This window comes from Marinobacterium iners (assembly GCF_017310015.1).
Taxonomy (GTDB): domain Bacteria; phylum Pseudomonadota; class Gammaproteobacteria; order Pseudomonadales; family Balneatricaceae; genus Marinobacterium; species Marinobacterium iners.
Genome location: NZ_CP022297.1, coordinates 794,557 through 815,138, shown reverse-complemented (window position 1 = coordinate 815,138; position 20,582 = coordinate 794,557). Strand labels below are relative to the sequence as shown.

General features: G+C 54.3%; 19 protein-coding genes and 1 tRNA gene. 8 read left to right on the top strand and 12 right to left on the bottom strand.

Annotated elements, in window-relative coordinates:
• Positions 1-155: 155 nt before the first annotated feature.
• From CFI10_RS03980 to CFI10_RS03955, 6 genes are read left to right on the top strand one after another with little or no spacing between them, the layout of a single operon-like run.
• Entirely contained in the window at positions 156-2,900 is a 2,745-nt protein-coding gene (locus tag CFI10_RS03980; protein WP_206839641.1) for a DNA methyltransferase, read from the top strand.
• Between the two features lie 43 nt (positions 2,901-2,943).
• Positions 2,944-3,285: a type II toxin-antitoxin system RelE/ParE family toxin gene (locus CFI10_RS03975; protein WP_242530098.1), complete on the top strand. Its 342-nt coding sequence runs from the start codon at positions 2,944-2,946 to the stop codon at positions 3,283-3,285.
• Positions 3,282-3,590 carry an addiction module antidote protein gene (locus CFI10_RS03970; RefSeq protein ID WP_206839639.1) on the top strand — a complete coding sequence of 103 codons (309 nt, stop codon included), beginning with the start codon at positions 3,282-3,284 and terminating at the stop codon, positions 3,588-3,590. Before CFI10_RS03975 ends, CFI10_RS03970 begins: the two co-directional genes overlap by 4 nt.
• A gap of 29 nt (positions 3,591-3,619) precedes the next feature.
• Positions 3,620-5,701, top strand: a complete 2,082-nt coding sequence (locus CFI10_RS03965) for a DEAD/DEAH box helicase (RefSeq protein ID WP_206839631.1) — start codon at positions 3,620-3,622, stop codon at positions 5,699-5,701.
• The gene (locus tag CFI10_RS03960; RefSeq protein ID WP_206839629.1) at positions 5,698-6,972 is read left to right on the top strand and encodes a GIY-YIG nuclease family protein; all 1,275 of its coding nucleotides are present in this window, start codon (positions 5,698-5,700) and stop codon (positions 6,970-6,972) included. The genes CFI10_RS03965 and CFI10_RS03960 overlap by 4 nt, the downstream gene beginning before the upstream one ends.
• A 53-nt stretch (positions 6,973-7,025) precedes the next feature.
• Positions 7,026-7,943 (top strand): hypothetical protein, encoded by a 918-nt coding sequence (locus tag CFI10_RS03955; protein ID WP_206839627.1) that lies wholly within the window; start codon positions 7,026-7,028, stop codon positions 7,941-7,943.
• Between the two features lie 204 nt (positions 7,944-8,147).
• Here CFI10_RS03955 and CFI10_RS03950 read toward each other — a convergent pair whose 3' ends face one another.
• From CFI10_RS03950 to CFI10_RS03940, 3 genes are all read right to left on the bottom strand, one after another.
• Positions 8,148-8,555, bottom strand: a complete 408-nt coding sequence (locus CFI10_RS03950) for a hypothetical protein (protein ID WP_206839625.1) — start codon at positions 8,553-8,555, stop codon at positions 8,148-8,150.
• Between the two features lie 671 nt (positions 8,556-9,226).
• Complete coding sequence (locus CFI10_RS03945; protein WP_206839623.1) at positions 9,227-9,754, bottom strand: hypothetical protein; 528 nt, start codon at positions 9,752-9,754, stop codon at positions 9,227-9,229.
• Positions 9,755-9,930: 176 nt separating this feature from the next.
• Positions 9,931-10,007: transfer RNA gene (locus CFI10_RS03940), tRNA-Pro, on the bottom strand.
• A gap of 168 nt (positions 10,008-10,175) precedes the next feature.
• Here CFI10_RS03940 and CFI10_RS03935 point away from each other — a divergent pair.
• A complete protein-coding gene (locus tag CFI10_RS03935; protein WP_206839620.1) occupies positions 10,176-11,360 on the top strand; it encodes an acetyl-CoA C-acyltransferase family protein in 1,185 nt (394 codons plus the stop codon).
• Positions 11,361-11,472: 112 nt separating this feature from the next.
• Here the strand turns inward: CFI10_RS03935 and CFI10_RS03930 are convergent, their stop codons facing one another.
• The 9 genes from CFI10_RS03930 to CFI10_RS03890 all read right to left on the bottom strand — a co-directional run bounded on the left by CFI10_RS03930 (position 11,473) and on the right by CFI10_RS03890 (position 19,651).
• Positions 11,473-11,832, bottom strand: coding sequence for a MerR family transcriptional regulator (locus tag CFI10_RS03930; protein ID WP_206839618.1), 360 nt, complete (start codon positions 11,830-11,832; stop codon positions 11,473-11,475).
• Positions 11,804-12,115, bottom strand: a complete 312-nt coding sequence (gene ihfA, locus CFI10_RS03925) for an integration host factor subunit alpha (RefSeq protein ID WP_091821389.1) — start codon at positions 12,113-12,115, stop codon at positions 11,804-11,806. The genes CFI10_RS03930 and ihfA overlap by 29 nt, the downstream gene beginning before the upstream one ends.
• 16 nt (positions 12,116-12,131) lie before the next feature.
• On the bottom strand, positions 12,132-14,507 hold the full coding sequence (gene pheT / locus CFI10_RS03920; protein WP_206839616.1) for a phenylalanine--tRNA ligase subunit beta: 2,376 nt from the start codon (positions 14,505-14,507) through the stop codon (positions 12,132-12,134).
• A gap of 39 nt (positions 14,508-14,546) precedes the next feature.
• Positions 14,547-15,530: a phenylalanine--tRNA ligase subunit alpha gene (pheS, locus tag CFI10_RS03915; protein ID WP_091821395.1), complete on the bottom strand. Its 984-nt coding sequence runs from the start codon at positions 15,528-15,530 to the stop codon at positions 14,547-14,549.
• 86 nt (positions 15,531-15,616) lie between these two features.
• A complete protein-coding gene (rplT, locus tag CFI10_RS03910) occupies positions 15,617-15,973 on the bottom strand; it encodes a 50S ribosomal protein L20 (RefSeq protein WP_091821399.1) in 357 nt (118 codons plus the stop codon).
• 41 nt (positions 15,974-16,014) lie between these two features.
• Entirely contained in the window at positions 16,015-16,209 is a 195-nt protein-coding gene (rpmI, locus tag CFI10_RS03905) for a 50S ribosomal protein L35 (protein WP_091821403.1), read from the bottom strand.
• Positions 16,210-16,316: 107 nt separating this feature from the next.
• Entirely contained in the window at positions 16,317-16,772 is a 456-nt protein-coding gene (gene infC, locus CFI10_RS03900) for a translation initiation factor IF-3 (RefSeq protein ID WP_425270443.1), read from the bottom strand.
• A gap of 101 nt (positions 16,773-16,873) precedes the next feature.
• Positions 16,874-18,793, bottom strand: coding sequence for a threonine--tRNA ligase (thrS, locus tag CFI10_RS03895; protein WP_206839606.1), 1,920 nt, complete (start codon positions 18,791-18,793; stop codon positions 16,874-16,876).
• A 165-nt stretch (positions 18,794-18,958) separates the two neighbouring features.
• Entirely contained in the window at positions 18,959-19,651 is a 693-nt protein-coding gene (locus CFI10_RS03890) for a FadR/GntR family transcriptional regulator (protein WP_242530097.1), read from the bottom strand.
• 127 nt (positions 19,652-19,778) lie between these two features.
• Between CFI10_RS03890 and CFI10_RS03885 the strand changes: the two genes are divergently transcribed.
• The gene (locus CFI10_RS03885) at positions 19,779-20,570 is read left to right on the top strand and encodes a (Fe-S)-binding protein (protein WP_091821413.1); all 792 of its coding nucleotides are present in this window, start codon (positions 19,779-19,781) and stop codon (positions 20,568-20,570) included.
• The last annotated feature ends 12 nt before the right edge of the window (positions 20,571-20,582 follow it).

The following is a 20,582-nucleotide window of genomic DNA, read 5'->3' as shown; positions in this document are numbered from 1 at the left end:
CAGCGTGACAATGCAGGTCGCTTTGCTGCCAACACCTGGCTGAGGACAAGACTGCACTGATTACGGTGCCAAGGATGGCACCACCCCTACCCCCTCTCTGCCCAAGCGGCTATAGTTGTCTGTCATATATACGCTACACGCAGGACGCACGCTTCATGGCTTTCGACCAGACCTACTGTATGAACACCCTCACGGCTGCCACCGCTGCAGGCGCTGATCCCGGTGAGTTCATATTCGCCTTTCTTGACGCTTACGGTTTCCCCAAAGCAACGATCACCCAGGTGCGCAACAATGGGCAGCGCAATGTGGCATCTCGTAAGGAAGACGGCCATGTGGCGCTGAAGAATTGGCTGTACTTCATGCCGGTGCGTGATGGTGAAAGCATCCATGAAGCCCAACAGGCACTCGCCGACGATGACGAACCACGCCGGCACAAATGCCGCTTTCTGTTGGTCACGGACCACCGTGAAATCACGGCTCTGGATACCCGCACAGATGAACGGCTCGAGGTGGACTTCGACAAGCTGGCCACTCAGTACCTGTTCTTTGCACCAATGGCGGGGCTGGAGCGCACCAAGCACTTTGAGGAGGCATCAGCGGACCTCAAGGCAGCCGCCAAGATGGGCCGGTTGTTTGATCGCCTCAAGGAACACAATGCCTTTGAAACCACTGAACAGCGCCATGCGCTCAACGTTTTTCTGACTCGTCTGCTGTTCTGCTACTTCGCCGAAGACACCGGCATTTTCAAATCTGGCGCCTTCACGCGTGTAATCACTGAGGCCAGCAGCGACAGCGGCGACGACCTGCCAGCCTTGCTGGCGCAGCTATTCACAATTATGAACCAGCCTGAGTCAGACCGCCCTGCCGACCTGCCGGCGCACATCAGCCAGTTCCCATACGTTAATGGCGGCCTGTTCAGCGATGACCTGCCAATGCCCACCATTGGCGCCAGAGCACGGCGCATGATGATCGAGTGCGGCCAGCTCAACTGGGAAGCAGTAAACCCGGATATCTTCGGCTCGATGTTCCAAGCGGTTGTGGATGAGGAAAGTCGTGACAGCCTGGGCCAGCACTATACCTCCGTGCCCAACATCATGAAGGTGATACGACCACTGTTTCTGGATGACCTCTATGCCAGCCTGGACAGCGCCAAAGGCCAGCGCAAGAAACTGGAATCCCTGCTGGGGCGTCTGACCCGAATTCGGGTATTCGACCCGGCAATGGGATCAGGCAACTTTCTGATCATCGCCTACAAGGAGCTGCGCCGATTGGAGATGGCGGTTTTACGTGAGCTGCAGGCCGTCAACCTGAAGAACGCAATGCAGATGCAGCAAAATGAGTTCTTCATGAGCGGTATCCGTCTGAGCCAGTTCTACGGCATCGAAATTGATGACGCAGCCCATGAGATCGCACAGCTTTCGTTATGGCTGGCTGAGCACCAGATGAATACCCTGTTTGCCAAGGAGTTCGGCCATGCGGAACCTCTGCTGCCCTTGAAGGACTACGGCCATCTGGTACTGGGTAACAGCCTGCGTATGGACTGGAATGCGGTATGCCCGAATGATGGCGAGGCCGAGGTGTTTGTATGCGGCAATCCACCATTCCGAGGGGCCACCTATCGCTCTGCAGTACAAAACGCCGATATGGATCTGGTATTTGCCGGGTTCAAGAAACACCGTTATCTGGATTATGTGGCAAGCTTTTTCTGGAAAGGCGCACAGTATATCCGCCAACGCGGTCAAATCGCCTTGGTGGCAACCAACTCAATCTGCCAGGGCGAGCAGGTGGCCATGCTCTGGCCAGCCATACTGGATCTGCAGGTTCAGATAGCCTTTGCGTACCAAACCTTCAGTTGGAAGAACAGCGCCCAAGGCAATGCCGGTGTTCATGTGGTGATCATTGGCCTTTGTTCCAAACCTGAGTCCAAGCGCCTTTATCAGCAGTTGGATAGCCAGTGGCGTCTGCGGGAGGTTGTTAATATCAGTCCATACCTGCTTGAAGCTGGTAACGTTGTAGTGGGCAGTCGCCGCCATCCGTTATTACCCTGTGCAGCTATGGTTTATGGCAATAAGCCACTTGATGGCGGACACCTGATTCTTTCTACAGAGGAAAAAAATCAGTTGTTGCTGACTGAGCCTGAAGCCGCGAAGTGGATCAGACAACTCCTTGGTGCCCAAGAGTTTCTGCAGGGCAAAGAGCGCTGGTGTCTATGGTTAGTGGGTGCAGACCAATCCGACATTGACGCCATGCCTCTGGTGAAAAAGCGTGTTGAAGATGTCAAGGAGATGCGCCTTGCCAGCCGCGATGCTGGCGCCCATAAACTGGCTGAAAGACCACACCAGTTCCGTGATATTAATAATCCAGACACCTTTATCCTCGTTCCCCGTGTTACCTCAGAGAGAAGGGTTTACAGCCCTGTAGGCATTTTTGATGGAACAACAATAGTCACTGACCTCGTACAAACCATCCCCAATGGCACTCTCTACGAGTTAGCAATCTTGTCCACCCAGATGCACATGGACTGGTTGCGGCTGGTCGGCGGCCGGCTCAAAAGCGACTACCGCTATTCGGCCACGCTGGTTTACAACACCTTCCCTTGGCCTGACGCCAGCAATACCCAGCGCAGCGCCATTGAAAAGTTGGGCAGGCAGATAATCCTCGCCCGTGGTGCGCACCCTGACAAAACGCTGGCGCAGATGTACGATCCCGACAAAATGCCGGACGATCTACTGCAGGCACACCAGGCACTCGACCGTGCAGTAGAGCACCTGTACCGAGAGCGCCCTTTCCGTGATACGGCCGAGCGGCAGGAGTTCTTGCTGGCACGCTATGAAGCTTTAATTGAAGCGGAACAGCGTAACGCCAAGACCCGCGCAAGGCGGCGCACATCCAGCGACTGAATAGCCTCACCTGCATAGGCACTGACGTAGCTTTCAAGCTACAATGATTGATATGATTGAGCTAAAGCACTACCTGACCAGCGATGGCCATGACCCTTTTCAGGCATGGCTCGATGCCACCAAGAAAAAGGATATTCAGGCGGCCATGCGCGTGCTGACCCGCCTCAACCGACTGGCGCTGGGCAATGCCGGCGATACCAAAGCCGTTGGTGAAGGCGTGATGGAGCTGCGTATTACCTATGGCCCCGGCTATCGAGTGTATTACGCCGATATTGGCGAACGCCGGGTGTTACTGCTGATTGGTGGCAGCAAAAAACGCCAACAGCAGGATATCACCCAGGCTAAAGCGTTTCTGGCGGATTATCGAGAGAGAATAGAATCATGAAAAACCATGACGATGCTGTAATCGAGATGCTGCGTTCCGACCCCAACATGGCGGTTGAGTACCTGCGTGCAGCGTTTGACGAACTGGACGAAGAAGGCGGCGAATCTGCCTTTCTGATCGCCCTGCGCCATGTGGTTGAGGCACAGGGCGGCATGACCGTAATTGCTGAACGGGCCAAGGTGTCTCGGGAAAGCCTGTACCGTGCCCTGTCACCTAAGGGTAACCCCACACTGCGTACCATGACGGCCGTAATGCGAGCGACCGGAATCCACTTCCACGACCTGACACAGGCGGCATCACACTAACCAAACACTGAACCAGGGAGGGCTGAACAATGGCCGAGTTGATCAAGGTCGAGTACGCACGCAACGGTAAAAGCGCCAGCAGTAACGCACAAGGAATGCGGGAGATGCAGGCCCGCGCCTATGCCAAGCGAGACAGCCAGTACCTGCTGATCAAGGCACCACCGGCATCAGGTAAATCACGGGCGCTGATGTTCCTGGCGTTGCACAAGCTGAATCGCCAGGGGCTACGCAAGGTGATTGTTGCCGTGCCGGAAAAATCCATCGGCGCCAGCTTCAAGGACACCGACCTTACCACACATGGCTTTGAATGGGATTGGCACGTTGAAAGCCGGCATGACCTTTGCCGTGCCGGCAATGACAGCGGCAAGGTAGACGCTTTCCGTGCTTTTATGAAAGACCCCGCTGCCAAGACACTGGTCTGCACTCACGCGACCCTGCGCTTTGCCTTCGACAAACTCACCCCTGTCGACTTCAACGACTGTCTGGTGGCGATTGATGAATTCCATCATGTGTCCGCTGACGAAAACAACCGGCTGGGCGCCCTGATTGATGACCTGATACGATCATCCAGCGCCCATATTATTGCCATGACCGGCTCTTACTTCCGAGGTGATGCAGCCCCTATCCTGCTGCCGGACGATGAAGCCCTGTTCGATAAAGTGACCTATACCTACTATGAACAGCTCAATGGCTACCGTTACCTGAAGTCATTGGGGATCGGCTATCACTTCTATCAGGGCAGCTATCTGGATGCCATCCATGAAGTGCTGGACCCGGAACGCAAAACCATTGTTCACATTCCCCATCGCAACAGCGGCGAGAGCACCACTGATAAGTACAGTGAAGTGGATTACATTCTGGATGCGCTGGGCAAGGTCGAAGATCAGGATGCCAAAACAGGCATTATCACTGTACGTCACTCATCTGGTCGCCTGCTGAAGGTTGCCGACCTGGTAACGGATACCCTTGTCCGCACCCACATTCAGGAATACCTGCGCCAAGTAAACCATCGGGATGATGTGGATGTGATTATCGCCCTGGGCATGGCCAAAGAGGGGTTTGACTGGCCCTACTGTGAGCATGTGCTGACCATCGGCTACCGCAACTCGATGACCGAGATTATCCAGATCATCGGCCGTGCAACACGTGACAGCGAAGGTAAAACACACGCTCAATTCACCAACCTGATCGCCCAGCCTGATGCCGAAGATGAAGACGTGCAGAACAGCGTCAACAACCTGCTCAAGGCGATTACTGTTTCCCTGCTGATGGAACAAGTGCTGGCGCCCAGCATCAACTTCAAGCCCCGCTCTCGTATGAAGCCCGACGAAACGGTTGAGCCAGGCACAGTCGTAATCGAAGACACGGCCGCACCGGTTTCTCAAAAGGTGATGGATATTCTGCAGTCCGGTGGGCAGGAGGACATTATTGCCGCCCTGTTGCAGGAACCCAAAGTAGCCGCTGCGGCCGTCACTGAGTCCACTGAACCTGAAGTGATTAATCAGACCGAGATACCCAAGGTCATAGAGCGACTGCACCCTGATTTAGATGAAGGCGAACGGGAACTGCTGCGTGAAACCGTACTGACCACTATGCAGGCACGCGCCACCGGTGGCCTGTTCAATGAAGAGGACTTGCCAGACGGCGCACAGATATTGGAACCAGACGGTCGCTACGACACGCAGCCCGCCGGTGAAGCCGTCAATCCCGATCAGCGACCAGGTGAATCGGCTGATGAAGATAACATCGATACCGGCAGTGCTGGTGGCGGACGTCAGTTCCTCAAAATAGGTGACAAGTTCGTCAACATTGAACACTTGAACATCGACCTTATCAATCAGATCAACCCCTTCCAGGGCGCCTACGAGATTCTGTCCAAGGCGCTGACCGCACCGGTACTCAAGACCATTCAGGATGTCGTTGTCAGCAAGCGTACCCAGATGACTGAAGAGGAAGCGGTGATTCTCTGGCCCCGCATCAATGCCTTTGTTCAGCAGAAGGGCCGACCACCTTCCGTGACCAGTGACGATCAAATGGAAGTACGCTATGCCGAAGCATTGGCCTATATTCAACAGAAGAAACGTGAGCGGATGAAAGGAGCCACCGCATGATTCGCACCCGCCGTGAGCGACCGGCCAGGCGCACCTTGGATGATATTTTTTCCGGTGATGATCCCTTGGGCCTGCTCAATGTAACGGCTTCACGGGCATCAGCACCCACGGCGGATGAGCGCCTTTTGAGTGGTTTTAAGGCTGTTGAAGTATTTGTGAGTGAAAACGGGCGGGAGCCTGACCAAGACGCTGAAGATTTGCAGGAAGCCACCCTAGCCGTGCGCTTGGCCGCCATCAGAGCCAATCCTGAACACCTGGACAGACTGGCGCAACATGACAGTCTCAGGTTATTGAGCGCCAGCACAGACACTGACGGACAGATTGGCACACACCCGCCTGCCTGCGTGACTGAAGCAGCCGGGTTAGACGATGTAAGTTCACTGGATGACATACTCGAGAGCGACCCCTTGGGCCTGCTGTCAGTGGATGCTGAAGCTGAATCCATCTTTGATATGGCGCATGTGAGCGAGGCTGAAGAAAAGGAGCGCCCGGACGAGATTGCCAAGCGCACAGTCTGTGACGACTTCTACCGCTTCGAGCGCCTGTTTGATGAAGTCCGTGACGCCATACGCAACGGCGGTGCTGAAACCGTACCCTTCAAAAAAGAGTCGCAGATTGATGAAGGCGATATGTTCATCCTCAATGGCATGATCTGTATCGCCGATCAGGTCGGCAAGGAAAGTGTAGGCGCCGGCACCAAGTTTAACCCTAGGCTGCGCGTAGTATTCGACAACGGGACTGAATCCAACCTGCTATTGCGCTCGCTGGCTCGGGCACTGTACAAGGACGAAACCGGTCGCCGCATCCTGCAGCAGGATAAAGCCCTGAATGGCCTTGCAGGACTGACCCACAAAGACCAGCAAACCGGCATCATCTATATTCTGCGCTCGCTGAGCCATGACCCGGTATTGCGGCAGGTACGGCACCTGCACAAAATAGGCTACACCGAAAAGGACTTGGACAAGCGTCTGGCCGGTGCCGAGCGCCAGCAGACCTACCTTGAAGCACCGGTAAAGGTGGTGGCGTCATTCGACTGCTACAACCTGGACCCGCACCGCTTTGAACGACTGATCCATGCCATGCTACATAACCAGCGAGTGAACGTGACACTGCACAGCCGTGACGGTGGCACCTATCGCCCCCGTGAGTGGTTCGATGTAGAGCTGGATACCGCACGGGAAGTCGTGAAGCGTATTATAGACGGCAGCATTATCCGGTATCGGATGGATAATACGACTGGGCGGCTGGTGGAGAAGGATTTTAATATCTGAAGTTATAAAGAATACACTCGCATGGCACTATATTTTATAAAGAGGGACTTAAAATGAGTGAAAGAACTAAAAATGGATTTAGATATGTTTGGACAATAAACTTTTTATATTTTGCTTATAATTTTTTTAAAGTACTTTACGCAATTAATGGTCCTGATTTTTCAGGCGAGTTTGCAATGGCCATTTTAAGATTTATTGGTGGATTAGTTATTTTTAGCCCTATTGCTTTTATTTTAGGCCTTATTTTTTATAAGAAAAAAGAATCAATACAGCAATCTAATAGTGAAAACCCGATATCAACGAATCAGAATGAAAAGACTGAACACTCTAAAAAAGAAACCCCTCCAAAAACAATCACAACTAGCAATTTTGAAAGCCAAGAAAAGTGGGAAGTACTTACAGAGTACTGCCCAATGATGAGTGAATATCACCAAAGACTAAATCAGTTATCCAGAAACCTTGCAGATAGGTATATGGCAGTAGCCTGTAAAAAAAACTATCTTGATAAAGATGGAAGGCTGATGAAAAGGATACTCAGTCTTTATCTGGAAAAGCACTATGGCAAAAGTGAGGACATACAAAACTTTGCACTTAACCTTATCAGAGATGAAAGGCATGACGCTCTAGAATATCTCAAACAGCATATAAATATTGTAGGCGATCAAGTTTCGCCAAGAGAAATTATTGAAAAAATAGAAGATAAGTTTTTTCAACCTTCTGATTTAATCGATGCAATAAAGAGAATCATGGCGTATAACGATTCTTTCTACAGCCGCATACTTAATGAAAACAACCAAACGATTTTGTATTTATTTATTTCGAAACAGCTTTCATCTGTAGGATATGATGTAGTCGAAAAAGGAAAACAGGTTGTGATAACTGGAGAAAAAAACAGGTATGAGTTCGATGATAGAATTCGTTTCGCCCAAGAGATAAGAAGAATAGCAGAAGGAATTGCAGAAGCAAACTGAACTGCTATCAGGCGCGCTCTTTTCAGGGTGCACCGAGTATATATAAACAGTAATCTTTGCAGTTAAATAAATGAAATTGGTGGACATACATCGGCGGAGAAACTTTCCTAAATTGATACGCCGGCTGTGCAGCTCACAGCTACAAATTGATGTGGTTCAGAACATACAGGGAACCCGCTCATGGAGTCGGGTTCATTTTTGGAATTATAAGCCGCTGCACGCAGGCCTATTGACCACGAAGTCATCAAGAACTTCGCCGCGTCGACTTAAGTAGATGTAGCGGAAGTACAGGCCTTTTTTAAAGAAAGGATCTCGCTTTAGCATTGAACAAGTAGCTGGAACAACTTCGCTACGAGTGCCTGAACGCCATATAGCGAGCTCTGCATCCGTTACGTTTGACCTAATAGCAAGCACGTTTTCGTACACAACTGCTTTTCCAGCTGAGTAAGCGCGACTTGAAACAGTTACACCGTCGCTAGGTGGCGATTTCTTGAAAAATTCATTTGCGCCCGCTGCAGCCATTCGTGCATATTCCTCGACCTGCGCATCGTTTGAATACACAGGCCCTGCTGCACTGATAAAAAGCACTGCAGCGACCCAGGCTTTCTTCATGGTGATCACTCCTTTGATATCTGCTCGATGTCTATCCGTTTATATCAGAAAATGACAAGACTTACTGTGTAAATGGGGCAAAAAGCTGGCCTCAGATAGATTTTATCGCACACCTGATCGCGTGCATTGGTTGCTTCCTAACGGCTAATGTGGGTTGGTACTGACAAGGCAGATATAACTCCATCAAAACACAGACTGCGCCATCGAAAAGCACATACCCAAGGGCCCCAACGAAAGCAATAAGTATCAAAGTACGAACAGAAGTTCGAACAAGTTTCGTACGAGTTGGAGTTCGTACCGGCCAGCACTGTGAGCTAGGTTCGCATTGAAGTTCGCGGCTTCTGGTTCGCAGTAGAGTGCAAACCAATCGGGCAAGGTACGCACGAAGGTACGCAGGGAAGTGCGCACAAAATTGGTACGCATTCAGGTGCGCACCGCAGCGTTAACAGTTGAAGTTAACACCGGAGTTAACAGCCCTATGCGCGTGAAGGAAACACTGTTGCCAGCAAAGGAAACACCCCCAGGCGCACGGGCTACCATGCTCGGATATATTTCCGACCCACTGGTAAACAGCAGGTAGTGACAGAAAGTCACCAGCAGCAGGCAAGGGATGACTACGCAACGCCGTTGCAGGCAAACGCAACACCCCTACACGCAAGGCGATCAGGCCGCTACAGATGCAATCGCTTCAGGAACCGTTCAAGTACGCCGGGCTGGTTAATGTCTGGCTGACTGGCTTCACAGGACGGGCATAGGTATTGGTGGCCGGTAAGCTGGTTGTGTACCCATTGCCGGGGCTTGTCCTCATCAACAGTACCGCACTGCTGACAGGGTGAACCATCATCCAGCCGCTCAGGCTCAGTCTGGGCCTTCAGGTAACAGACTGCCGGGGGCAACTCGGAGTGATCCGCAGGCTTGGCCTTTGGTATGGCAACGTGAGAGGGTAACGGCAGGTACACGTCACCATCATCACCGACCCATTGAGGTGCCAGCACCGACAGCAGCCGATCTGCAATCAGAGCCTTCTCATGCCACAGGATTTCCAGTTGCTGACTGGCTTCATGGCCGGGTATGCTTCGGGTGTGTAGACGTTCGGTAAGTGCCTTTTGTTGCTGATCCAGTTCAACCCACTGGCGCAGATCATCAAGCCGCTGATCGTTCAGCCTGGCTGTTGCGAGTTCTCTTCCTTGAGCTGCCATTGAGCAACCTCCCTGTTATCGTTTGTCATGGTGTAGCCACCACAGCAAACATAGCAGACCAGCCTTAACAGAGTATAGGGATTTGCAAATGGCAACCGAGTGGCAACCAGAACACAACTTGAAGCCAGAAACAAAAAAATCGCCACGTGGCGATTCATGTAACTGCTTGATTTAAATGGTCGGGACGGCAGGATTTGAACCTGCGACCCCTTGCACCCCATGCAAGTGCGCTACCAGACTGCGCTACGCCCCGACTAGGCGGGAACTGACTGATCAGTTCCGAAGAGGACGCGAATATTACCTTAAGGTTTTGAAAAAATAAAGCTTTCACAATGGTTTTTTGTCTACGCTGATTGAGGGCAAGACAACCAACCTCGGAATATATACCGTTGAGAAAACAATCAGAACAATGGAGACATGTATGAACAATAATGACGTTGTCGTGCTGAGCGCTGCGCGCTCGGCTATCGGCTCTTTCGGCGGTGGTTTGAGCCAACTGGAGCCTTCTGAACTGGCCGGACAGGTAATGAAGTCGTCCATTGAGCGTTCAGGAGTAGACCCTGAACTGATCCGCTACGTGACCTCAGGCCATTGCATACCGACTGACTCACGCTTTGCCTACGTTGCACGTGTGGCTTCCATTCAGGCGGGGCTGCCCATGGACTCGGTGGCGATGTCGGTAAACCGCCTTTGCAGTTCCGGTTTACAGGCCGTGGTGACCACGGCTCAAGGCATCATGCTGGATGATTACGAATACGGTATTGGCGGTGGCGTAGAAGTCATGTCGCGCTCAGGCTACCTGTCGACCGCCCTGCGCAGCGGTGCACGCATGGGTGACAGCACCATGATCGACATGATGGTCGCAACCCTGAGTGACCCGTTCGGTGTCGGCCACATGGGAATTACTGCAGAAAATCTGGCCGAGAAATGGGGGATCACTCGGGAAGAGCAGGATGCATTCGCCGCTGAATCCCATCGTCGCGCCGTTGCAGCGATTGAGGCGGGTCATTTCAAGGATCAGATCGTCCCGATCAGCATCAAAACGCGCAAGGGTGAGCTGATTGTCGATACCGATGAACATGTGAAAGCCGGCACAACCGTCGACACGCTGGCCGCCATGCGACCCGCGTTCAAAAAGGATGGCACGGTGACTGCCGGTAACGCTTCAGGCATCAACGACGGCGCATCCTATCTGGTGCTGGCGTCTGCCCAGGCAGCTGCACGGGATGGCCACAAACCGATGGCCAGGCTGGTCTCGTACGCGGTTGCGGGCGTTTCCAATGAAGTCATGGGCGAAGGCCCCATCCCGGCTACACGCCTGGCACTCAAGAAAGCCGGCTTGAGTCTGGCCCAAATGGACGTCATTGAATCCAACGAAGCCTTTGCTGCACAAGCGCTGGCGGTAGCCAAAGGGCTTGAACTGGATCTTGCCAAGACCAACCCCAACGGTGGCGCCATTGCACTAGGTCATCCGGTAGGCTGTTCAGGTGCCTATATTGCCACCAAGGCGCTGCACGAACTGCAGCGAACTCAAGGACAATATGCGCTGGTCACCATGTGTATTGGTGGCGGTCAGGGCATCGCGGTTATCTTTGAACGTCTCTGAAGGCAGTCGTTGACAAGACACCCCCCGGCCGGGGTGTCAACCTCACAGGCGGCCTGACTGAAACAGAGTTGAATACACATCGAAAAAGGAAGGTGGAGACACAGGCGCGCACTCAAACCGACTTCAGCAGTGCGCGGATCTCTTCCAGCTCGGTAATGGTCTGACGCAGCAACTGGCGATAACGCTCAGCGTCATCCCCGGCACTTTCCCCGGCCAACCATTGGCGTGCACCGGCGATGGTATAGCCCTGCTCATGCAGAAGACTTCGGATCTGGCGCAGCAGCAACAGGTCCTTGTGCTGGTAATAGCGGCGGTTGTTGCGCTTGACCGGCTGTACCTGTTTGAACTCCTGCTCCCAGTAGCGCAGTACATGGGGCTTGAGTTGACACAGCTCGGCGGCTTCGCCGATGGTGAAATAGCGTTTGGAAGGGATGGGCCCCAGTTCAGACGCTGTCTGGCTGGTTTCCGGCATGGATCTCCACGCGCTCCTTGAGTTTCTGCCCCGGGCGGAATGTGACCACCCGGCGGGCAGAGATGGGGACTTCCTCCCCGGTTTTCGGATTTCGACCTGGGCGCTCACGCTTGTCACGCAGATCAAAATTGCCGAAGCCGGAGAGTTTTACCTGCTCGTTGTGCGCCAGACTGGTACGGATCTCATCGAAAAACGAGTCCACCATATCCTTGGCTTCGCGTTTGTTCAGGCCCAGCTCCTCATAGAGGCGTTCGGCCATGTCAGCTTTGGTCAACGAGCTCATGTCGGTCACCCTGTGTTTACTCTCGTAACGTTGCAGCACAACGATCGCGGAGTGCGGATACAACGGCACTTACCGCACTGTTGATCTCTTCGTCATTAAGAGTGCGCGATGGGTGCTGCCAGGTCAAGCCCAGTGCCAGACTTTTTCGTCCCGGTTCAATACCTTGGCCCTGGTAGACGTCAAACAGTGTCACCTGCTTGATGAACTCGCCAGCTGCTTCGGTCGCTGTATTGCGGATGTCGGCAAATGCGGTTGCCTGGTCCACGAGCAGAGCCAGATCACGGCGTGACTCGGGGAACTTTGACAGTGAGCTGAAACGGGGCAGCTTGCCACCGGTCACCGCATCCAGCGTGACTTCAAACAGATAGACGGGGCCGTTCAGGTCCAATTTCTTCACCAGTGACGGATGCAGGGCTCCCAGGAAGCCCACCGCCTCGCCATTTCGCTCAATGCGGGCAGCCTGACCCGGATGCAGTGCCACGTGGCGATCCGCCACAAAGCTGAACTGCTCGCCACAACCACCCAGCGCCAGCAGCGATTCCAGATCCCCCTTGGCATCGAAGAAGTCCAGCTTGTCCTTCCCGGCTGTCCAGCCTTCCGCATCACGGTTGCCCGCGATCAGACCAGCAATGACATTCTCCTGCACCAGACCTTCCGCCTTGGGCACAAAGCGCTGACCGGTTTCAAACAGGCGCACGCGGCTTTGCTGGCGATGTTGGTTGTACTGCAGCGCCTTGGCCAGTCCCGGCCACAGCGTTGTGCGCATCACCGCCATCTCAGCCGAAATGGGGTTGGCCAGCGCCAGTGCCGTATGCTGGTCATCAAAGGCCTTTTGCAGCTCGGCTTCGATGAAGCTGTAGGTGATCGCCTCCTGATAGCCACGTGCAACCAGATGACGACGCAGTTGCTGCAACGTCAGACGTGCTTCGGCGATCGGCGGGATCGGCAGCTGTGCCGTCGGCGTGTGGACCGGCAGATTGTTATAGCCGTATACCCGCGCAATCTCTTCAATCAGATCGACTTCGATGGTGAGATCAAAGCGATAGCTCGGCACCGTTACCTGCCAGCCATCGTTCACTTCAACCAGCAGCATGCCCAGGCGGTTCAGAATCTCTTCAACTTCGGCATCCGGGATTTCCAGTGCCAGCAACGCCGCCAGCTTGCTGCGACGCAGGAGGACCTGCTGCACTTCGGGCAGGTCAGCCTCGGATACGGCCTCAACCACCGGACCCGGCTCACCGCCAACGATGTCCAGCAGCAGCGCGGTGGCGCGTTCGATCGCCTTGCGCTGTAGCTGCCAGTCGACGCCACGTTCGAAGCGATGCGAGGAATCCGTATGCAGGCCGTAACTGCGGGCACGGCCGGCAATGGCCAGCGGCGCAAAAAAGGCGCTTTCCAGGAAGATGTCGCGGGTCGAGTCGGTAACCGATGTCGGCTCACCGCCCATGATACCGGCCATGGCCACTGGGCCCCTGGCATCGGCGATCACCAGAGTGTCGGCGTTCACCTCGACCTCCTGCCCATCCAGCAGCTGCAGCTTTTCGCCCTGCTCAGCCAGGCGCACGCGAATGCCGCCTTCGAGCTTGCTCAGGTCAAAGGCGTGCATCGGCTGGCCAAGCTCCAGCAGCACGTAGTTGGTGACATCCACAACCGGATCGATGCTGCGTACACCGGAACGACGCAGTTTTTCCTGCATCCACTGCGGTGTAGCAACCCCCGGGTTGATATTGCGAATGACGCGGCCCAGATAGCGCGGACAGCCCTCAGCATGGACCAGTTCAACACCGAAGCGATCGTCATTCTGCGGCGCAACCGGTGCTGCTTCAATCGGAGCCACTGCTGCCTTGTTCAGTACGCCAACCTCACGTGCCATACCGGCAATGCTGAGACAGTCGCCCCGGTTCGGCGTCAGATCAACATCGATGATCTTGTCGTTGAGGTTCAGGAATTCACGAATATCCTGACCGACCGGTGCATCGTCCGCCAGTTCCATGATGCCGCCATGGTCTTCGGACAGCCCCAGCTCGTCTTCCGCACAGAGCATGCCAAAGGACTCGACCTGACGCAGTTTAGCCTTCTTGATCTTGAAGTCACCCGGCAGAACAGCTCCGACACGGGCAAACGCGGTGTTCAGGCCGGCACGAGCGTTCGGCGCTCCGCATACCACATGTACGATCTGCTCGCCGTCATTGACCTGACATACCTGAAGCTTGTCGGCGTTGGGGTGCTGTTCGGCACTGACGATTTCGCCAACAACGACGCCGCTGAAATCACCGGCAACGCTTTCAATATCATCCACTTCAAGGCCGGACAGACTCAGCTGATCCGCCAGTTCCTGTGTTCCGATCTGCGGCTGAACCAGCTCGCGCAACCACTGTTCACTGAATTTCATGCTGCTTTCCTGAAAAATCTGTTGGTGTGCGTTGACGTCTTACTTGAACTGGCCGAGGAAGCGCAGATCATTTTCAAAGAACAGACGCAGATCGTCCACGCCGTAGCGGAGCATCGCCAGACGCTCAACGCCCATGCCGAACGCAAACCCGGTAAACTCTTCCGGGTCGATGCCGGAGTATTCAAATACCTTCGGATGCACCATGCCGCAGCCGAGTACTTCCAGCCACTTGCCGTCACCACGGTCGATATCGACTTCGATTGAAGGCTCTGTGAACGGAAAATAGGACGGACGGAAGCGGACCTTCACGTCTTCTTCAAAGAACTCACGCAGGAACTGCTCCAACGTGCCCTTGAGATCGGCGAAGGTGATGTTGCGGTCAACCAGCAGACCTTCCACCTGATGGAACATGGGCGAGTGGGTCTGATCGTAGTCACAGCGATACACGCGACCGGGGCAGATGATGCGGATCGGTGGCTGTTGCGCTTCCATGGTCCGCACCTGCACCGGCGAGGTATGGGTCCGCAGCAGTGTGTGGGCATCGAAGTAGAAGGTATCATGCATCGCCCGCGCCGGATGGTGAGCCGGAATATTCAGCGCCTCGAAGTTATGATAGTCGTCTTCAATCTCGGGACCTTCTGCAACACTGTAACCGATACTGCCGAAAAAGGCCTCGATACGCTCCAGGGTGCGGGTCACGGGGTGCAGACCACCGACGGACTGGCTGCGACCGGGCAGGGTCACATCAACGGTTTCCGCCGCCAATTTTGCCTCCATCGCAGCACTTTCCAGTGCATCACGACGCGCCGTAATCTCAGCCTGCAAAGCTTCTTTGGCTTCATTGATGCGAGCACCCGCAGCAGGACGTTCGTCTGCCGACAATTTGCCCAGTCCTTTGAGCAGCTGTGTCAGCTCACCTTTTTTGCCAAGATACTGCACCCGGATTTCGTCCAGCGCAGCCAGCGTATCAGTTTCAGCAACAGCCTGTTTGCCTTGCGCCAACAGGGTCTCAAGATTTTCCATTTCCGGCTCCAGACAAAAATAGGGGAAGAGCTTGCACCCTTCCCCTATTCGATTCGATCATTTACCTACCAATAGGCGGGCGTATGTTACGCCAGTGCAGCTTTGGCTTTCTCGACAACCGCAGTAAAGGCACCCTGCTCGTATACAGCCAGGTCAGCCAGAACCTTACGGTCGATTTCGATGTTGGCCTTTTTCAGACCAGCAATAAAGCGGCTGTAGGACAGACCGTTGATACGGGCAGCAGCGTTGATACGTGCAATCCACAGAGCGCGGAACTGACGCTTACGCTGACGACGGTCACGGTACGCATACTGACCAGCTTTGATGACAGCCTGTTTGGCTACACGGAACACACGGCTGCGGGCACCGTAGTAACCTTTGGCCTGTTTCAGAATCTTTTTGTGACGGGCGCGAGCCTGTACACCACGTTTTACGCGAGGCATGGCAATTCCTTCCTATAAAAACTAATAATGACCGAAAAAACTCAGAGGTAAGGCAGCATGCGCTTAACCAGAGCCTGGTCAGCAGCATGAACCTGCAGCATTGGGCGAAGCTGACGCTTACGCTTGGTGCTTTTCTTGGTCAGAATGTGGCTTTTGAAGGCCTGCTTGTGCTTCACGCCGTTAGCGGTTTTCTTGAAACGCTTTGCCGCACCGCGGACAGTTTTGATCTTAGGCATTAACTTTCTCCACGCATTCGTTTGTTAGTCAGCCAACCCGAACAAACAGCAGGACCCGTTACCTGATTTCCGAAGATTTCAGGCAGGCGGGTCCTGCAGTCGGGTGACTATTTCTTTTTCGGAGCCAACACCATGACCATTTGACGACCTTCCATTTTCGGACGCTGTTCAACAGTACTGATTTCGGTCAGATCCTTTTCGATCCGCTCCATCAGCTGCATGCCCAGCTCCTGGTGAGCCATCTCACGACCACGGAAGCGCAAGGTAACCTTGCCCTTGTCTCCGCTTTCAAGGAAACGTATCAGGTTGCGCAGTTTTACCTGATAATCCCCTTCTTCCGTACCCGGACGGAATTTCACTTCCTTGACCTGCATTTGAGACTGTTTCTTCTTAGCCTCATTTGCTTTCTTCTTGGCCTCGTACTGATGCTTACCATAGTCCATGATCTTGCAGACAATGGGATCAGACTCCGAGATCTGAACCAGGTCAAGTTCGGCTTCCTGAGCTTTCTCAAGAGCCTCTGGAATCGAAACAACACCAATCTGGTTTCCATCCGCGCCGATCAGACGGCATTCGGTGGCACGGATATTTTCATTGATTGGCGGCAGAGGCGCACGGCCCCCGCGTCTGTTATCACGCCTGATAGCTATATCTCCTGACGATTTTATTTTGCCTGACGGCCTTTGCGCTCGGTTTCCTGAACCAGCTGTTCAATCAGCGCATCGACGGTCATCGTACCCAAATCCTCACCGGAGCGCGTACGCACTGCAACGGTTCCGGACTCGACCTCTTTGTCACCTACTACCAACAGGTAGGGCACTTTTTGTAGAGTACGCTCGCGGATTTTAAAGCCGATCTTCTCGTTTCTCAAGTCCGCAGTGGCTCGCAGGCCTGATTTTTCGAGTTTTTCTGCAAGATCGCGGCAATAATCCGCTTGATTGTCGGTAATATTCATCACGACGGCCTGCAGCGGCGACAGCCACAACGGCAAGGCGCCAGCATAATGCTCAATCAAAATACCGATAAAGCGCTCAAACGATCCAAGAATGGCACGATGCAACATTACCGGTGTTTCACGCTCGCCATGCTCGTTAACAAACTGGGCGCCAAGACGTCCCGGCATGGAGAAGTCGACCTGAATGGTGCCGCACTGCCAAACACGACCAAGGCAGTCACGCAGGGAGAATTCTATTTTCGGGCCATAGAAAGCCCCCTCACCCGGCAGTTCCTCCCAGTCGAGTCCTGCTGTGTTCAATGCATCAGCCAGCGCCTTCTCCGCCTTGTCCCAACTTTCGTCTGAACCCACGCGTTCTTCCGGACGGGTGGACAGCTTGTACAGAATGTCACTGAAGCCAAAGTCAGCGTAGACCTCATGCAGGAAGTCGATAAAGTCTGCCACTTCGGTCTGGATCGAGTTTTCGGCACAGAAAATGTGCGCATCATCCTGCACGAAACCGCGCACACGCATGATGCCATGCAACGAGCCCGAGGGTTCATTGCGGTGACAGGAGCCAAATTCGGCCAGACGCAGCGGCAGGTCGCGGTAAGAACGAAGCCCCTGGTTGAACACCTGCACGTGGCATGGGCAGTTCATCGGCTTGATGGCGAAATCACGGCTCTCGGAGTGCGTAGTGAACATCTGCTCCTGAAACTTGCCCCAGTGGCCGGACTTTTCCCACAGAGTACGCTCCACCACCTGCGGTGTTTTGATCTCCTGGTAACCGTGACGGCGCTGCTTGGCACGCATGTACTGCTCGATCTGCTGATACAGCGTCCAGCCATGCGGATGCCAGAACACCATGCCCGGTGCTTCTTCCTGCATGTGAAACAGGTTCAGCTGTTTGCCCAGCTTGCGGTGGTCACGCTTTTCAGCCTCTTCAAGACGGTGCAGATAGGCCTTGAGCTCTTTCTTGTCGCTCCAGGCGGTACCGTAAATACGCTGCAGCATCTCGTTCTTGGCATCACCGCGCCAATAGGCACCGGCCACCTTCATCACCTTGAATGCCTTGATATGGCCAGTTGAAGGCACATGCGGGCCTCGACACAGGTCGATAAAGTCGCCCTGTTTGTAGAAAGAGAGCGGCTGATCGCCCGGAATGGAATCGATAATCTCGACCTTATACTTCTCGCCCATCTGCTCAAACAGCTTGATAGCCTCATCGCGCGACATCACGGAGCGGCTGACTGGCAGATTTTCCTTGGCCAGCTGATTCATGCGCGACTCGATCTTTTCCAGATCTTCCGGCGTGAACGGGCGCTCATAGGCAAAATCGTAATAGAAACCATCGTCGATCACCGGACCGATGGTCACCTGAGCACCCGGGAACAGATCCTGTACAGCCATCGCCATCAGATGCGCACAGGAGTGACGAATCACGTCCAGCCCTTCTTCATCACGTGCGGTGACGATCGCCAGATTGACATCGTTTTCGATCAGATAGCTGGTATCCACCAGCTCACCGTTAATCTTGCCGGCGAGGGCAGCCTTGGCCAGGCCAGTACCGATATCGGCGGCCACATCGTGAACGGTAACGGGCTCATTGAAGGTGCGAGTACTCGCATCCGGAAGCGTAATGACAGGCATGTTCTGTTCCCTGATTGACGGATGTACCCATACGAGAGGCCACATCCTGATTAATACACGGTAAATGAAAACGGACTTGTGGCTGCGACAGGTACGAGGTGCCGGCCAGTCCGGGTGGCGATTATAACGGCCCAGTCTGGAAAGCGCGATCCGTAAGCGCAAAAATCAGCGGCATCGTTGCAGCAGGTCACGGGTATACAGGATATGTTGGCTTGCCGCTTCACGAGCCGCAGGGGCATCACGAGCCTGCAGTGCACGGTGGATGCTCTCGTGCTGCCTGCCGATGCCATCGGGATAACGTCCAAAACGCCCCAATGTGCGTGACAGCACACTGTAGATCGCATTGAAGTAACGGTGATAAAACATCTGACTGAAGGAACATACCAGCAGGTGATGACTGGACTGAGCTATCAGCATGTGAAACTGCAGATCCGCCTTGGCTTTTTCCAGCGTACTGTCACCACGGCCAACTGGGCGGCGGTTACGCTCGCACATCCGCTGATACTCCTGCGCCAGAGCGAACAGCTCCTCATCACTGGCACGCTGCGCCGCATACCAGGCCGCTTCAGCCTCCAGCACGGCGCGCGCTTCCAGCACCTTCATCTGGAAATCAATATCGTCCCCCCGCCCTTCCAGCGGCAGCTCAAGGTGTTGTGCCAACAGATTAATGCAGTGGCTGCGCCCGCCCTGACGGGTTTCGATAACCCCGTTGGCTTTCATGCCAGCCAGTGCTTCACGAACAGTTCCCCGCGAAACTCCATATATTTGCATTAATCTGCGCTCTGAAGGCACCGGGTGCCCCGGCACCCATTCGCCTTCCAGCAACAGGCGTTCCAGCTCATATTGTAGTGTCACCATCGCCCCCGGTGATCATTCTGGTAAGACCAGTTGGAAGTATAGCATTCACGCTTAGGCCCTGATCACCTATCTTGATAGCTATACCGCCATGAAACCGCACCGATAATAATCCGAGGTTGCCGACACCATGTCCGACACCCAAACCATGCCGATCAAGGTCGGTCTGTTCGTTACCTGCCTGGCCGACATGTTCCGCCCCGAGGTAGCCTTTGCCACCGTCAAGCTGCTGGAACAGGCTGGCTGCGAAGTGGAAGTACCCCGTAATCAGACCTGCTGTGGACAACCGGCATTCAACTCCGGGGACAAACACAACAGTCGTACCATCGCGCGTCAGACCATCGAAGCTCTGGAGGGCTACCGCTATGTGGTGGGTCCATCCGGCTCCTGCATCGGCATGCTGCACCACTACCCTGAACTCTTTACCGAGGACGATCCCTGGAAAGCACGTGCGGAAGCACTCAAGGCTCGCGCCTTTGAGGTCACATCTTTTCTGGTAGACGTATTGAATTTCAGCGGCATCCAGAGCGAATTCAACGGCAAGATCACCTATCACGACTCCTGCTCCGGGCTGCGAGAGCTTGGCATCAAGCAGCAGCCACGACAGTTGCTCAGCGAAATCGACGGAGTTGAACTGGCCGAGATGCAGGAAGCGGAGACCTGCTGCGGTTTTGGCGGCACCTTTTGTGTCAAGTACCCCGACATATCCAACCGCATGGTCAGCAACAAGACCGGCTTTGCTGCCGACAGCGGCGCCAGCACGCTGGTGGGTGGAGACCTGGGCTGCCTGCTCAACATGGCCGGCAAGCTCAAACGTGAAGGCCGTGAAGTACAGGTACGTCATGTGGTCGAGCTGCTCGCCGACATGACTGGAACTCCGGCAATCGGCGAAGCCGATTACGACCTTGGTCAGCCACTTTAAGCGGAGCCCCCC